Origin of the sequence: Sulfuricurvum sp. (assembly GCF_028710345.1) — a bacterium.
GTDB lineage: Bacteria > Campylobacterota > Campylobacteria > Campylobacterales > Sulfurimonadaceae > Sulfuricurvum.
Genome location: NZ_JAQTUH010000011.1, coordinates 34,267 through 50,014, shown reverse-complemented (window position 1 = coordinate 50,014; position 15,748 = coordinate 34,267). Strand labels below are relative to the sequence as shown.

Genomic DNA, 15,748 nt, shown 5'->3' with positions numbered 1-15,748 from the left:
CTGTAGGTGGTTGAACCTGTTGTAATGTCTGCGCTATCGGTTGAAGTTGCGGTGTAGATCACTTGAGACGAACCGCTATTCTCATTGATGGTAGTAGCCGTGGTAGTGGAGGTAATCGTAGGGGCTACTTCATCGAGGTTACTAACGCTTACTACTACCGCTTGGGTAGTTGGGGTATTGACTCCATCATCGGCTACGACGTTAAAGCTGTAGCTACTCTTTGTCTCATAGTCTGCGGATGTGTTAAGTCTTACTTCTCCTGTAGCAGTGTTGATAGAGAGGAATGATGCATCTGCTCCGCTAAGGGAGTACGTAACTCCTGCGGAGATATCGGCACTGTCGGTAGAAGTAGCGCTATAGAGTACATACGAAGCGGAGGTGTTCTCATCGACGTTTGCACTCCCCCCTGAGGTAATCGTAGGGGCTACTTCATCGAGGTTAGCTATTGCCAATGTTACGGTTTGTTCGCTTGAATTGTTTGCGCTATCGGTCGCTATGAGTGTGAAGCTATACGTAGATTTAGCCTCATAGTCAGGATTACCGATAAGGCTCACTTCGCCTGTGCTGCTATTGATACTAAAGAGGTTTGAATCTGCTGTGGTTTTTAGGCTGTAGGTGGTTGAACCTGTTGTAATGTCTGCGCTATCGGTTGAAGTTGCGGTGTAGATCACTTGAGACGAACCGCTATTCTCATTGATGGTAGTAGCCGTGGTAGTGGAGGTAATCGTAGGGGCTATAGTGTCGATTGCCTTTATGTTACCGCTACCGCTATCACCTTTACCTCCTCCAGAACCTGCAGCAGCAATAATACCACTTAATAATGCAGCGCCTCCAGCAACATAAGCTAAAGTGCTGATACCACCTATAATATCAGATATACCAAGTGCAGATTCATAATTAACATTATTATCAGTCAATTCATTTAGGTGCATTAACTTATCGTTTGATGTAGTAACATACGAATACATGTTTCCATCTTCTGCAAGTCCTATAATATCAACATTTTGTTGAGTATAATAATCTTTAATAATAACATCGAAATCTCCACTGAGATCGCCATCAATATTAATTTCTAAATCATTATTTACTTTTTTAATAATTATCTTTTTAGGTGATACATTATTTGTTAAATTTTTTAATTCATAGCTCATTCCACTTTTTGCATCTATAGTAATTACTTTACTACTAGTTGTTATGGTCTGTTGCTCTATTATATTTGATTTTGCACGGCTGATAAGAGTAATTACTTGTGACATTATTTTTCCTTTATTTTATATATTTTTTATTTCAACACGACGATCAGAAGCCAAGCAATTGATTAATACACGACCACTACATTCCACACTTACCGGATCTGATGATCCTTTACCAACTACACTCATTGGAATACTAATCCCTTGCGATTTTAAATAATCAGCTATATGTTGAGCACGTTTTTGAGAAAGCCTTTGATTAAAAGCTTTCTCTCCTAATCGATCCGTATAACCATGAATAGTAAGCATTTTAATTTCATTATTTCTATTTTTGAGTTCATTTGTAAAATGCAGAAGTTCGGCTTTACCAACTGTAGTAAGTTGAGCACTTCCAAATGGAAATAAATAAACTGAATTTAAGGTGATTGTTTGCTTAGAGACCTGTTTTTCTTCGATAATAGGTTCTACATTAATCGGTAATGGTTTTGCATTTTCAATAGCTTCAATTATAATAGGGATTGGTTTTTCTTTAATCATAGGTTCTGGTCTAGGGATGTAATATCCTTTGACACTTTGAGAACATCCATCTAACATTATTAAAGATGCTAATACTAATGTTGCCTTTGTGATTATTTTTATGTTTTCTTGATAAAGCATGATAGTAAACCTTTTAAGAGAATAGTTTTTGATATTGCTATTCTAAAGTCTATCTGTCATCGATTTGTCATCAAGTTATAATTGAATTAAACATTTACAATTTCAATAATACACACAAAGGAGAGACCATGAAAAGTCATACTATGCCTATTTCACAACCCATTACGGATAACCGTATCGCGAGCTTCTCTCTTCTCCTGCTGAACCTGCTGTAATTTTCTTTTTTTCCTTTTCTTTTTTTAATTTTTAGTTTTGCTATATCGGGCGCAGTGCGTCCGTATGTCAGCATTTTTTCATTGTTAACTATATGAGGATATCGCTATGCACACGCATACAAAATATACACTGTATCCAACGGTAAAATTGGATAAACGAGAGTGGGCGGATAAATCTGCCACAGTTGCCCCGCGTTGGGTCAGTACCGATTTACGTGATGGAAATCAAGCGTTTTTCGGACACACTCTCCTGCTCTGCTTTTAAGCACAAAAATACTACGATATTTCATACGAAAAACAATGTCAGAATGATTGAAAATACGGAAATATTAAAATAAGGTTTTTTTACATGCGTACTTGAACCTAAACGCATCAGAAATAAGGTATTTAAATATGGCACTTTTCTAAGTGTGACAGTGGTGTGACAAGATTTGCAGTTTTTGTGTATATGAGAGAGTTTTTAGCGTGAAGAAACTCCCTATTTTATGTATTTTTAGAAAATTAGAGCATATACGGTATCTTCATAATACACGCGTATAGTCATTAAAGCCCTATTTATCAATGTTTGATTATATTATAACTGTTTTTTGTGGAGAAATTCGAGTACTCACTCATAAAATAGATCACAAAAAAGAGTATTTTTAATGTCCTTTTTACACAAGCATTACTTATTTAACTTATACTACCATAGTGGCTCAAAATTAATCCTTTAAAACAGGATTCTCCCATTCTTTCTTCAATATGAAGCGATTGGATACTCCTATCGTGCCTACTCTCAAAAGAAGAGATAACTAAACTGATGGTGGAGTGATCCCATTTAGTGTTAATTATTTTGATCTAATAATTTCTGGATTTGCTTCTTCAACCATTGCATCAAGTAATACAAAAAGTTCTTTACTTGATTGCTCCATACTAGACATGTTTTTAACAATCATATTTTGATTTTTTTCTATTAGACAATCTTGATGAGTAGCACATGAGACGGTTTTTAATGCCATTTCATGTACAGTAGCATGTGGTTCTTCCATTTTTTTGTATGAAGGAGTATGAGAAAAAAGTTCTTTACCATCTCCCTCATAATACCATTTACCCATTCTGCAACCATGGTGATCAGTAAATTTACTAGCTCTTTCAGCATTTCCTTTTTATTTTAAATCTTTCAAAAATATCAATTCATTACTAGTCATCGTAGGAATAAATTCGGTGATTTCGTACTCTGCCACATGATGACGATAAAATGGATCAAGGGCAATAATCGTTTCAATCTCTTCACGAGATACCCCACGTGCCAAAATAATCCCACCAGTACGGGGAACTTTACGCCCTGAAGCGAGGAAACTACCCAGTGTATACTGTTCTTTGAGATAGGCGACGTGCTCTTCTAAGAGAGCATCAACCTCTTCGAGCGGTTTGATGTAAGTGAGTGAGATGATAAACATTGTTGCTCCTAATATTTCTCTTATATTCTACCGTTTTATACTCAACATATACCCTCCATGCTTTTTGCACTTTTACTTCGAATCTGACCATGGATACATGAACCCTATTCATAATTATCAAGTGGAACTAAATTTAAATACGATTTTATCCATTGATTCAAAAAATATACTCTCTTATATTCAGCTAAACAGTGCTGTAAACTCTTTTTCACTGTACAATACTTTATTAAGATACTATATAGAACAATATAGTCATAGGAGAGTAAGATATGAAAGTTGTTTTATCATTAATAGCACTCGTTTTTTTGACCGTTATAGTTTCAGCAAAGCCTTTGATTTTTGGTGTAGTTCCCCAACAAAGCCCTATGGAGTTAGCACAAACATGGAAACCGATCATTTCCTATCTAGAAAATGCTACGGGTGAAAAAATTAATTTAAAAATAGAACGTTCCATTCCCGATTTTGAACATGCTTTGTATAATGGGCAATACGACATAGCGTATATGAATCCTTATCATTATGTAGTGGCTCATAAACGTAAAGGGTATATGGCACTGATACGAGATCAAAAAAATATTGTCGGTATTATCGTCGTTCGGAAAGATAGTGCTCTTAATGACATAAAAATGCTCAAAGGTAAGAGAATATTATTTCCGGCACCCGATTCGTTTGCAGCAACATTATTGCCAAAATATGAATTATACAAAAAATACGGTATTGATATTGAAAAAGAGAAAAACTTTTTATATGTCAATTCGCACGATTCTGTCTACAAAGGTGTCTCACGTGGTATTGGTGATGCAGGAGGCGGTATAGAGCGGACATACAATTCAATGGATGATGCAGAAACCAAAACAGCCCTTACTATTCTTTATAAAACAGATGCCTATCCAAGTCATCCGATTGCACTACTCCCATCTGTCTCAAGCAAAGTAAGTGAAAAAATGCAATCTGCTTTGTTGCATTTACCAGAGGGGTTAATTGAACCATTAAAAATAAAAAAGCTTATTCCGACAGAAGATTCAGAATATAACAGTGTACGGGGTATCGCAGAAGCTTTACCATCCATGGAAGATTATTAAATGTTTTTTCAATCTTCTTTACGCTACAAATTTATATTTTCATTCCTCTCTATCGAAATTTTATTTATCAGCTTAATTATATTTTTCAATTTTTCTTCCCTTACCAAACTCTCACAATCACTAATAGATGAAAAAATAGCAACGTCTACGATGTTGTTTGAAGAGATGATAAAAACACCTATGGCGGTTTATGACTTGGCTACACTCGATGACAATGCCAAAAGTTTTACCAAGATGCACAACATTATTTCTGTTAAAATTTTTGATAATAATAAAAAATTAATCAGCAAAAGTACCTCATCAGCTACAGAAGATTTTCATAGCTTGATAACCAATGGGGCATTAGTAAAAAGAGACAACAACACCTATCAAATCATAAGAGTTCCTGTTGAATTCAATAAAGAGGTATTAGGTAGCGTTCAAATTGTTTATGAAATCACAGAAAGTCTTCATACCATCGAAAAGAATAAAAAATTGTCTTATATTCTTATATCAATTGAACTATTCATCAGTAGTTTCATAGCAGTTTTTTTCGGATGGAGGCTAACATACGATTTAAACTATCTTACTGAAACTGCGAAAAAAATTGCCGAGAATGAAGAAGTAAAGCTTCAAAAACACCAAAGTAATACCAAAGAGATCAATATTCTTTTTGATACTTTGCATTTAATGCAAAATAAAATTATTGAAAGAAAAAATACATTATTGCAAACGCTTGAAACCTTACAAAGTGATATTGAAGAGCGTAATGCATTAGAGTTTAAATTAACCAATGAAAAAAATTTCGTATCCACTATCATCAACAATGCCAATGCGATTATCGCTGTTATCGACGCAGAAGGGAGAATGATCCGTCTTAACCAATACGGAGAATCTTTTATAGGATATACACAAGATGAAGTCTCTTCAGTACCTTATTTTTGGTCACGCTTTTTAGACATAGATATGCAAGACAAAGTGATCAGTATTCTTACAAGAGCCAAACAAGGCGAAATCGTCAAAACATTTCAGAACAACTGGACTTCACGCAATGGTGAAACACGAATATTTGAATGGTCAAATGCTTTAGTGACGAACCCAAGTGGAGAATTAGATTATATTTTTACTATCGGAATCGATATTACAGAGTCCGAACGACAAAAGCAAGAATTTAAAACCGTTTTTGATACAACAAAAGATGGCTTGGCAATCCTCGATTTAGAGAGTAATTTTATTTCCTTCAATGATTCATATATGGCTATGACAGGGTACACACGGGAGGAACTTCTCCAAAAATCATGTATAGAGATGAGTGTACCTGAAGATGTAGAAAGAGCAAAAGAAGCTTTAAACGAAGTTTTTTTGAATGGATCAATAACAAATTTTGAAAAATCGTGCTTCCAAAAAGATGGCTCAATCATCACTATCAACATGTCAGTTGCTATGATGCCCGATAAAGAGCATGTTTTGATCAGTACCAAAGATGTAACAGAGAGTAGACAATTGCGTAATGATCTTTTGTCAGCTAAAGAACATGCAGAGCAAGCAGATAAAGCCAAAAGCGAATTTCTTGCGAATATGAGCCATGAGATCCGTACACCGTTAAATGGAGTTATCGGATTGAATACTTTGCTCCTAAAAACTCATCTTAGCGATCAGCAAAGCGACTATGTTAACAAATCACTCAAATCGTCTAAAGCACTCTTAGGTGTCATCAATGATATTCTCGATTATTCTAAGATAGAATCGGGTAAATTGGAACTCTCTTCCCATCCATTTTCACTTGAAGAGCTACTACACGGGACATCTGATCTCTTTGAATATTCTATCTTGGAAAAATCGCTGGAAATCCATATTGATTACGATATTACTATCCCGTATATGGTTGAAGGAGATTCGCTACGTCTGTCTCAAATTTTTAATAATCTCGTCGGAAATGCCATCAAATTCACTGATAAGGGAGATATTATCATCCGTGCCAATGTAGCAGAAAAAGGAGATGATACTATCATAATAGCCTTTAGTGTGAGCGATACCGGTATTGGAATGGATGAAAATGAAATTACGAAACTGTTCCACTCTTTTACACAAACGGATGCCTCAAACACCCGTAAATATGGAGGGACAGGTCTTGGGTTGGTAATTACTAAAAAGCTGATCGAGATGATGGGTGGTGAGATTAAAGTTGAAAGTACAAAAGGGAAAGGATCCACATTTCATTTTACTGTACAACTTCAACACAATGATTCCATACAGCCTAAAGTGCATGTGGAGCAGCTCGTACAAAAAAGTTTTATGGTCGTAGATGACAATGAAATCGAGCGGATCATGATCGGTCATATACTTGAATCGTGGGATATTCACCCTATTCTTTGCTCCAGTGGTGAAGAGGCACTCGCTATTGCTACGACTACACATATTGATTATCTCCTCGTTGACTGGAGAATGCCTGGGTTGGATGGACTTGATGTCATTGATAACCTCAAAGAGCACCATTCAGGATTGTTTCCAAAAATCATTATGATCAGTGCATTAATGAAAGAAGAACTTTCTCAAAAAGCGAATGCACGGAATCTTCATCCTGATGCAATCTTACATAAACCGATCACGCCATCAATACTGCTCGAAGCACTTATGGACAAAGATCAGATCCAAGCCATTACTGCAACAAATACAGATGATATACGCCTCTTTAGCGGAAAGATACTTATGGCGGAAGACCATGAGATCAATCAACTTGTAGGTAAAGAGTTATTAGAGCTCTTAGGTGTTGAAGTCGATATCGCTTCTAACGGTGCCGAAGCGATACAAATGTGTTTAACTAACACTTATGATCTTGTTTTTATGGATATACAAATGCCGGTTGTTGATGGATTTGAAGCGGCTAAATCAATCCGAAACTTTAATCAGGATATTCCAATCATTGCCCTCAGTGCAGCTGTTATGCAGAACGATAAAGAACTAAGTATACAAGCAGGGATGAATGGTCATATTGCTAAACCGATTGAAATGCAAGAGCTAAAAGATGTACTCTCACACTATTTACCATTAAAAGAATCACTCATCCCTACAATCGTTAGTATCCAATCCGATAAAATCGCTATTAAAGGGATAAATATTGCTAATCTAGAAAGTCTCTTTCTAAGCCAAGAAAAAATCGCTCATATTCTTAGACTATTTGCCGATACGCAACGGGATTTTTGTACGAGAATCGAAGCCGTTGAAATCGGAAGTGAAGAATTCAAAAAATTTAACCATTCACTCAAAGGGGTGAGCGGAAGCATCGCTGCAGAAAAACTGTACGCACTGTGTGTTGATCTTGAAAATACTCAAGAGCCTGTAGAAATAAGAAAAAAACTTAATACGCTATGCGTTGAATTAAAACGACTTATTCAGGAAATCGATCTTCACATCCAAGAAGAAGTGAATGATATAGGTGATCATCCAGTTCTATTAGATGAAATACACGAGATAATCGATACCATTTTATCAACACTTGAAAAAAATGGGATGATTGAAGAAAAAGATTTAAAAAATTTCATCAATGCCATTAAACCATATACGAATTTTGATACAATAAAAGAGCTCAAAAGCTCAATACAATCGTTTGATTTTGCATCAGCAATACACCTGGTCAAAGTACTCAAGGAAAAAATAGATGAGTAAAGCATCCATACTGATCGTTGACGACGAACCGATCAATCTGCAAAAAGCTGATGCGTGTTTAAGATTTGATTATGAGCTTCACTTTGCCCGTAACGGGTTAGATGCACTAAAATTTCTAAGTAACCATCTTGTCGATATTATTCTTCTCGATATTATCATGCCGGATATGGATGGATTTACCCTTGCAAAAGAGCTTCGAAAATCTCCTACAATCTCACAGATTCCTATCATATATTTGACAGCAGACAATGCAGAAGCGACTATAGCTAAAGCTTTTGACAATGGTGCTTACGATTATATCATCAAACCATTTCGACCAATAGAGTTATTAGCACGTGTTAATAATCGCATTGAAACACAACTCCTTAAAAAACGGAATGACCATCTTTTGACAATTATCAAAAATCATATTGCCTACCTTAAAAGTGATACCAACGGAATCATCACAGAAGTGAGTCAAAGTTTTTACGAATTGTTTCAATGTAAAGAAGAATTAATAGGTCTTAATGTCAATATTTTAAAATCTGGTTATACACCTAAAGATATTTATACACAAATATGGAAGACAATTAAAAAGGGTGAGACATTTAATTATGAGATTGAGGATCGCAATTTCGATGGAGGTACGAACTGGTATAAAGTTACTATTACATCAGATATCACGCAAGAGGGTGAGATAGCGGGATATATTGCTTTTTACCACAATATCGATGAAAAAATTCGATTTGAGCACGATTCATATACCGATTTTTTGACCGGTCTTAATAATCGTTCTAAATTTGAAGAAAAAATAAATGAAGAAATTAAACGCTCACTACGATACAACCACCCCTTATCACTTATCATGATCGACATTGACCATTTTAAAGAGGTCAATGATATCTATGGGCATGTTTGTGGTGACACTATTTTAAAAGAGTTTTCCACATTACTCTCAGAAAACATTCGCCAAACTGATCTACTTGCACGATGGGGTGGAGAGGAGTTTGTCATTTTATGCCCCCATACTGATCTTGAGGGGGCTGTAAATTTGGCGGAGTCTTTACGAGGGAAAATAGAAGAACATACATTCTGTGAGGTAGGATTAAAAACAGCAAGTTTTGGAGTTGCTCAGTTTCAATGCGATACCGATGCAATACTATTATTTCAAAGAGTTGATCATGCACTCTATCAAGCAAAAGAACAAGGGCGTAATAAAGTCATTCGCAATAACGAAAAATGTGAGTAAAAGGCTATCCAAACTATACGCCAAATTTAAAACCAATCGCCAAAAATCATCTACGAATTTTTTTCCAGTGATGTAATAATCTCTCTATATTTTTAGTGGAGAGCATTATGGAAAACCAATCCCCATTACAAACGCTTGTTTGGATTATTCCACCGTCTGTACTTCTTGATACATTTTTATATTATATTTGGAACGGTTCAATAGGATGAGCCATGTTATTTCCAACCTCTCACTAAGCAGTCGATAATGCGAGAATATGCAGTTATAGGGGGAGGTATCGGTGGATGTTGTGCGGCATCACTCCTCAATGCCAAAGGACACGACGTTATATTATTTGAAAAAGAACCAATACTGGGTGGTTGTGCTTCCACATTTAAACACGCCGGCTATCACTATAATGTCGGTGCTACAACCTTATCAGGTTACCATCAAGGTGGGATTGTACGCAATCTTTTTGAACAAATAGGTGTTAAACCAAAACTGATTGCAACCAATCCAGCTATTGTTGTACACCAAAATAGCAAGAAGATCAGACGCTTCATGAATATAGAAGAATTCGTGGCAGATCTCCAACTCAGTCATCCTCACCCAAAACATACCGAATTTTGGCATTTGGTCTATGAGATCGGACAATCATTTTATGCTCTGGATGGGCATTATTACTCCAATGAATCACTCCAAAAAAAGTTACTATCCTTATTTAGTTTTTCACCCATGCTCAAAAAAATTTGGCCCTATCTTTGGAAAAATGCCCGTAGTTTTATTCACAGTTTTTATGGTGGAATAACAGCTGAATATCTTGATTTTTTAGATGCACAAATTTTGATTGTTGCTCAAGCCAAAAGTGATAGCGTCAATTTTTTTACTGCTGCTGTCTCTTTGGGCTATACATTTAATGAAACTCATTATGTCTTAGGAGGTATGGGACAATTGTGCAATACCCTCACCTCTCGCCTCCAAGACATTCGTAAAAATACCAGTGTTTGTTCAATCCGAAGAGAAAAAGATCGTTATCTACTCTCTACCAAAAATGAGATAATTGAAGCAAAAAATATCATTATGGGAACATCCCATTATGAAAGTTCACGATGGTTTAGTGATAGTAAAATACAGAACTATTACAACCGTTATGAAAAACTTAACAATTACCAAAGCGCTTATGTTCTCTATCTCACTATTCAATCAAAAAAATCGTTTCATCACCATTATCAGATTATTTCTAAAGATATCATCCCTTATACTCTCTCCAATTCCTTATTCGTATCTTTCAGTGATGCAAGTGACACTAAGATTGTACCTCAAGGCTATTACAGTATAACAGCTTCCATACATACCGATTCACGTTGGTGGACGAGCTTAGGTGCAACATACTATAACCAATGGAAAAATGAGCTGGCAAAATTGATTCAAGCTATGATTTGTGATACACTTCATATTAGTACGGATGAGGTTGTTGAATCTTTTGCCGCAACCCCAAAAACATTTGGCGAGTACATCAACCGAACTCAATTAGGAGGAAACGCATTGAGCATGAAAAATCTCCTTCCCCGCATACCCTCCAACGATACACCTATACAAGGGATGTACCACGTAGGCGATACTTCTTATGTTGCTCAAGGCTGGCCCGGTATTGCTATGGGAGCTATGAATCTGATGAGACTACTTCATGTATAAAGGAGAACTTCATATTACACCTCACGATTGGTTTGGTGTACTCCTTATCGGCGTAGTATTTTCAGCCTTTTTATCGGTTTTAGGGTATTACATCCTCAATATTTCTATCATTCACGGTGCACTTTTCGGGATAATACTCGGCTTTTTCATCACCCTCTACTCTCTAGTTTTTATCTCTGCAATGAATCGTTATCTACTTCCTCATATCCATAAAAGATGGTGGAATGTCATCGCCGCATTATTCTCTTTTTTATCCGGATTTTTAGGGACACTTAGTACTTATGTGAGTGTTAGCATAAGCTCACTGATTGTCATTGATTTGTTACATCTTCACCCTTTTAAAACTGCTTCTATTATTGGAGTTCTCTCGTATCTAATCGGTGCAATGATCTACAGTTTTGTTAAAACGCGGAACGAAAAAGAGTATATCGATACACTATTCGTCCAAAGCCGTGTACGATCTCTCGAAACACAGCTCAATCCCCATTTTTTGTATAACGCTCTCAACTCACTTGCTGAACTTATCCATCAAGACCCAAATAAAGCCGAAGCCGCCGTTCTCAAAATATCCACCTTTTTACGTAATACGATGGGGGAAAAGCCACTCATTCCTCTCAGAGATGAACTCCGCAATGTTGCAGATTATATTGACCTCGAAAATATCCGTTTTGGAGGACGAATTTCTTTGAGTATACTAGGAGAAGAGATCGCTATGTCGATTTTAATCCCTAAATTTTCGATTCAACTTTTGTGCGAAAATGGGATCAAACATGGCTTTGACACCTCATCATCCGATTTTCAGATAAAGATTGAAATCACAAATACGGATCATCTGCATATAGATGTTAGCAATAATGGTCGCCCTATCCGCCATAGTCAGTTTGGTATCGGACTCTCAAATTTACAAGAGCGTCTATCCTATCTGTGTAATGGCACACTCACCATAGAATCACTTGATCCTGCCACATATTCCATAAAGTTGAAGGTTTGTCATGAAAATATTGATTGTTGATGATGAGCCTTTGGCTCTTTCTCGCTTGCACCGTTTATTAAATTCGCTTGGTCATACCTCTATCACTATGGCTTCTAGCGGACTTGAGGCACTTAATCTCGCTACTCACGATAACTTTGACATTGCCTTTTTGGATATTTCAATGTCGGATATGGATAAGATTGAACTGGGATATGCTCTACGATACGCGCATGAGGATATGTCAATTATCTACCAAAGTGCCCATGAGAACTATGCCCTTAAAGCCTTTGATGTTGGTGCTGTTGATTATCTATTGAAACCCTATACTATCGAATCACTTCAGCGCTCTATTGAACGTGTGAGTATCAAAAAAACTCCCAAAGAGCTACGATTGATTTCTAAATCAGGCGATACACATTGTTTACTTCGTCCTGAAGATATTGTTTATATCAAAGCCGATTTGACAGAGGTGATATTTCGTACAGCCGATGGGTTTTCGTATTATCCAAAAAAAATTTCTGATGTAGAAACACTTTTAGAATCGTATGGATTTTTACGAGTTCACCGCTCCTATTTGATCAATCTAAATCGTATCAAAGAGATGGAGACAATCGATCAAAGCAGAATCAGCTTTACATTTGAAGGGATTAAAGAGTCCATTGAGAGTTCTAAAGAGGGTGCTAAACATTTTCGGCATCTTTTTAAATAATTATTATACCAATGAAACGTATCTTGTGGTTTCGGCGTGATTTGCGTGTCGAGGACAATCCTCTCCTCTCACACGAGGGGGAAGTGTTTCCCATTTTTATTTTCGATACCAATATTCTCGACAAACTAAAAAGCAATGATCGAAGAGTCACCTTCATTTTTAAAACACTTCTCCATCTAAAGCAAAGTCTACGTCTGCATGGGCTTGATTTGGCTATTTTTTACGGCAAACCTGTTGACGTGTTTAAATGGCTACTAAACAATGAGAGTTATCAAGAGGTATCTGCTTCAGGTGACTATGATGAGTATGCCTTAAAGCGAGATCGTGATATCTCGCTTATGCTCCCCTTTAATCTTCATCATGATACGTATATTTTTAGACCAGACGAAGTACTCAAACAAGACGGCACACCCTACCTAGTTTTCACCCCGTTTTATAATCGAATCAAAACACACTTTAGTCCTGAGCATATAGGCGAATTGCTTCGAGTGAAACAAACACTAATCGATTTTGATTACTCGCTTATTCACTGCATTGATGGAGACAAACATACTATTGATCCCATCACACTTGAAACTATCGGATTTATCCCACAACCGTTGAGTAAACATCAAATTCTCTTGCCAGAGGAAAAACTCGCACTATTTGAACATAAACTGGAAAATTATTCAAAAAATCGCGATTTTATGGCGTTAGATGTGACATCATCTTTGGGTGTTGATCTCCGTTTTGGAACAATATCCATTCGTGCCTTATTGCGTTGGCTTGTAGTACAAAAACAAAAAGGATGTGATACCGAACCCTTTTTTCGTCAGCTTATTTTTCGCGATTTTTATGCAATGCTACTGTACCACTTTCCCCATCTGGCTTGGAAAAATTACCGCTACCCGTTTAAAGGGATCAAAAATGACCAAAATTATGAAGCATTTTGCAGTGGAAATACAGGTGTTCCTATCGTCGATGCAGGAATACAGCAGTTGCTAGAGAGCGGAAAGATGCATAACCGTGTGCGTATGATATGTGCCTCTTTTTTTACTAAGAATCTTCTATTGCCTTGGCAATGGGGGGAACGTTTTTTTGCAGAGCATCTTATTGATTACGATGCTGCCAGCAATATTCTATCATGGCAATGGAGCGCGGGAACAGGCGTTGATCCACAACCATATTTTCGTATTTTTAATCCCTATACTCAAACTGCTAAATTTGACAAAGAGGGAATTTATATTAAACAATATCTACCCATAGTTCAGAATGTCCCTTCCAAATTCCTCGCTAATGAATCGTACTTAAGACAATATACGATTTCAAACTATCCAAAACCGATTGTCGATCATAAAATAAGTGCTCAACGGGCATTAGAATATTTTCACTTATCTTTTTAAGATTTCTTAACAATTGATTTAGCCATATTAGTAAATATTAAATAGTGCAAAGGAATCAATGCATACCAATAAAGCCTGCCCAAAAGCCCATAGGGATAGAAATAAGCACTCTGTATCAGTTTCCCCTGATGGATTTTAAACTCCAGCCACGCTTTTCCGGGGAGCTTCATTTGTGCGTAGAGAAGTAGCCTCTCGTCTTCAACGATGTCCACAACTTTCCAAAAATCTAGGCTATCGCCGAGTCTCAATACTTTGGGGTCTCTGCGTCCGCGGTTAACCCCTGCTCCTTTAAAAAGTTTATCGATGATTCCGCGTACTTTCCATAACCAATCGTAACCGAACCATCCATTGTTACCGCCTATAGAACAAAAACTTTCAAACACTTTTTTGGGCTCAATTGCACCGATATCGACAACTCTTCGGTCCATAAAGAGTGCATCCGCAGGGTCATGAGCATGATCGATTTCCCATGTGCCAGTACCGCTATCGCTCCATCGGCTCAAAACCTGATTGGATTCTATCTCATGTACCGCTTGGTGCACCGCTTCTTCGAGCGAATGGGATTTTATATGAAACCATACATGGCGCAGATCGTTCGTGACTGTCACTTCACTCCTTAGCCCTTCGATCAAAGAACTGGCAACACTGTAAGGGACAGGTGTAAAAAGAGTAAGCCAATACGATGAGAGTTTAGGCGTCAATACGTTCACAGGAAAAAGATAGCGCTTCAAACCCATCGCTGAGGCTACCCGAAGCATTAGCTCACCATAGCTCATCTCTTCCTCTCCAATATCGATCATAAGATTTGATTCTGTTTCCAGTTCTAGGGCAGATATAAGATAAGTGAGGACATCTTCTACGCCTATAGGGGTTATCATCGTACTGACCCATTTTGGGGTAATCATTATTGGAAGTTTTTGTACTAGATTACGAATGATCTCGAAACTCGCACTCCCTGAACCTATAATGACTCCTGCACGAAACCAGATGCATTGTACTGCATCAGGGCGGGAGCTAAGGATTTCTCCTGTCTCAATACGGCTCAGCAAATGTTCACTACCCGTCTTTTTATCTCCTAACCCGCCTAAATAGATGATGTTTTTCACCTTTTGACGGATGCAGGCATCCAGAAAGTTTTGTGCGCTTTGGCGATCTAACTCTTTAAAATTAGTCTCATTCAATCCATGTATCAGATAATAAGCAACATCTACATCTTTAAGTGCCGCATCAAGTGTCTGAGTCTGAAGTACATCAGCCTGAATAAGTTCGCACCGTTCTTTGGCTGATTCGGAAATACTGTTGATGTTTCGAACCATCAAACGCAACGTTATTTCTGATTTAGCGATCAGTTTGTGTTTAAGCCGACGGCCGATGTAGCCGTTTGCTCCGGTTAGTAGGATACGCATACTTTACCTCCGAGATAGTGTATTATAAGCTTTATTACTATCAATTAATACGCTCTTTTTGTCATATAATTATAAATAATAAATTTAACATATTGAAGAATCAATTTATTCTACAAAAGAGTGTAAGAATTCACCTCATTTTAAA

At 37.0% G+C, this 15,748-nt stretch carries 12 protein-coding genes and 1 pseudogene; 8 read left to right on the top strand and 5 right to left on the bottom strand.

Annotated elements, in window-relative coordinates; all coding sequences use genetic code 11:
* Both PHC76_RS12540 and PHC76_RS12535 read right to left on the bottom strand, forming a co-directional pair.
* Positions 1-1,256: cadherin repeat domain-containing protein (locus tag PHC76_RS12540; RefSeq protein WP_300210301.1), on the bottom strand; the 1,256-nt coding region annotated here is incomplete at its 3' end.
* Between the two features lie 15 nt (positions 1,257-1,271).
* Positions 1,272-1,850, bottom strand: a complete 579-nt coding sequence (locus tag PHC76_RS12535) for an OmpA family protein (protein WP_300210299.1) — start codon at positions 1,848-1,850, stop codon at positions 1,272-1,274.
* A 321-nt stretch (positions 1,851-2,171) separates the two neighbouring features.
* Here PHC76_RS12535 and PHC76_RS12530 point away from each other — a divergent pair, with 321 nt between their 5' ends.
* The gene (locus tag PHC76_RS12530) at positions 2,172-2,330 is read left to right on the top strand and encodes a hypothetical protein (RefSeq protein ID WP_300210297.1); all 159 of its coding nucleotides are present in this window, start codon (positions 2,172-2,174) and stop codon (positions 2,328-2,330) included.
* A gap of 562 nt (positions 2,331-2,892) precedes the next feature.
* On the opposite strand, the pseudogene PHC76_RS12525 reads toward PHC76_RS12530, so the two are convergent.
* A pseudogene (locus PHC76_RS12525) lies at positions 2,893-3,168 on the bottom strand (CZB domain-containing protein); the annotation flags it as partial.
* Between the two features lie 42 nt (positions 3,169-3,210).
* The gene (locus PHC76_RS12520) at positions 3,211-3,504 is read right to left on the bottom strand and encodes a YciI family protein (protein ID WP_300210294.1); all 294 of its coding nucleotides are present in this window, start codon (positions 3,502-3,504) and stop codon (positions 3,211-3,213) included.
* Between the two features lie 269 nt (positions 3,505-3,773).
* Here PHC76_RS12520 and PHC76_RS12515 point away from each other — a divergent pair, with 269 nt between their 5' ends.
* From PHC76_RS12515 to PHC76_RS12485, 7 genes are all read left to right on the top strand, one after another.
* The gene (locus PHC76_RS12515; protein WP_300210292.1) at positions 3,774-4,586 is read left to right on the top strand and encodes a phosphate/phosphite/phosphonate ABC transporter substrate-binding protein; all 813 of its coding nucleotides are present in this window, start codon (positions 3,774-3,776) and stop codon (positions 4,584-4,586) included.
* Positions 4,587-8,231, top strand: coding sequence for a PAS domain-containing hybrid sensor histidine kinase/response regulator (locus PHC76_RS12510; RefSeq protein ID WP_300210290.1), 3,645 nt, complete (start codon positions 4,587-4,589; stop codon positions 8,229-8,231). It abuts the gene before it with no gap.
* A complete protein-coding gene (locus PHC76_RS12505; RefSeq protein ID WP_300210288.1) occupies positions 8,224-9,459 on the top strand; it encodes a diguanylate cyclase in 1,236 nt (411 codons plus the stop codon). Before PHC76_RS12510 ends, PHC76_RS12505 begins: the two co-directional genes overlap by 8 nt.
* Before the next feature lie 246 nt (positions 9,460-9,705).
* Complete coding sequence (locus PHC76_RS12500) at positions 9,706-11,133, top strand: FAD-dependent oxidoreductase (RefSeq protein ID WP_300210285.1); 1,428 nt, start codon at positions 9,706-9,708, stop codon at positions 11,131-11,133.
* Positions 11,126-12,145, top strand: coding sequence for a histidine kinase (locus tag PHC76_RS12495; RefSeq protein ID WP_300210282.1), 1,020 nt, complete (start codon positions 11,126-11,128; stop codon positions 12,143-12,145). Before PHC76_RS12500 ends, PHC76_RS12495 begins: the two co-directional genes overlap by 8 nt.
* On the top strand, positions 12,126-12,815 hold the full coding sequence (locus PHC76_RS12490; RefSeq protein ID WP_300210280.1) for a LytTR family DNA-binding domain-containing protein: 690 nt from the start codon (positions 12,126-12,128) through the stop codon (positions 12,813-12,815). Before PHC76_RS12495 ends, PHC76_RS12490 begins: the two co-directional genes overlap by 20 nt.
* An 11-nt stretch (positions 12,816-12,826) precedes the next feature.
* Positions 12,827-14,197 (top strand): deoxyribodipyrimidine photo-lyase, encoded by a 1,371-nt coding sequence (locus tag PHC76_RS12485; protein ID WP_300210277.1) that lies wholly within the window; start codon positions 12,827-12,829, stop codon positions 14,195-14,197.
* On the opposite strand, the gene PHC76_RS12480 is transcribed toward PHC76_RS12485, so the two are convergent.
* On the bottom strand, positions 14,194-15,603 hold the full coding sequence (locus PHC76_RS12480; RefSeq protein WP_300210274.1) for an SDR family oxidoreductase: 1,410 nt from the start codon (positions 15,601-15,603) through the stop codon (positions 14,194-14,196). The genes PHC76_RS12485 and PHC76_RS12480 overlap by 4 nt on opposite strands.
* Between the last annotated feature and the right edge of the window lie 145 nt (positions 15,604-15,748).

Bases quoted from the DNA above. Each gene is read 5' to 3' on its own strand.
- PHC76_RS12520 (WP_300210294.1), bottom strand. From the start codon at position 3,504: ATGTTTATCATCTCACTCACTTACATCAAACCGCTCGAAGAGGTTGAT.
- PHC76_RS12480 (WP_300210274.1), bottom strand. From the start codon at position 15,603: ATGCGTATCCTACTAACCGGAGCAAACGGCTACATCGGCCGTCGGCTT.
- PHC76_RS12490 (WP_300210280.1), top strand. From the start codon at position 12,126: ATGAAAATATTGATTGTTGATGATGAGCCTTTGGCTCTTTCTCGCTTG.
- PHC76_RS12530 (WP_300210297.1), top strand. From the start codon at position 2,172: ATGCACACGCATACAAAATATACACTGTATCCAACGGTAAAATTGGAT.
- PHC76_RS12535 (WP_300210299.1), bottom strand. From the start codon at position 1,850: ATGCTTTATCAAGAAAACATAAAAATAATCACAAAGGCAACATTAGTA.
- PHC76_RS12495 (WP_300210282.1), top strand. From the start codon at position 11,126: ATGTATAAAGGAGAACTTCATATTACACCTCACGATTGGTTTGGTGTA.
- PHC76_RS12500 (WP_300210285.1), top strand. From the start codon at position 9,706: ATGCGAGAATATGCAGTTATAGGGGGAGGTATCGGTGGATGTTGTGCG.
- PHC76_RS12515 (WP_300210292.1), top strand. From the start codon at position 3,774: ATGAAAGTTGTTTTATCATTAATAGCACTCGTTTTTTTGACCGTTATA.
- PHC76_RS12485 (WP_300210277.1), top strand. From the start codon at position 12,827: ATGAAACGTATCTTGTGGTTTCGGCGTGATTTGCGTGTCGAGGACAAT.
- PHC76_RS12505 (WP_300210288.1), top strand. From the start codon at position 8,224: ATGAGTAAAGCATCCATACTGATCGTTGACGACGAACCGATCAATCTG.
- PHC76_RS12510 (WP_300210290.1), top strand. From the start codon at position 4,587: ATGTTTTTTCAATCTTCTTTACGCTACAAATTTATATTTTCATTCCTC.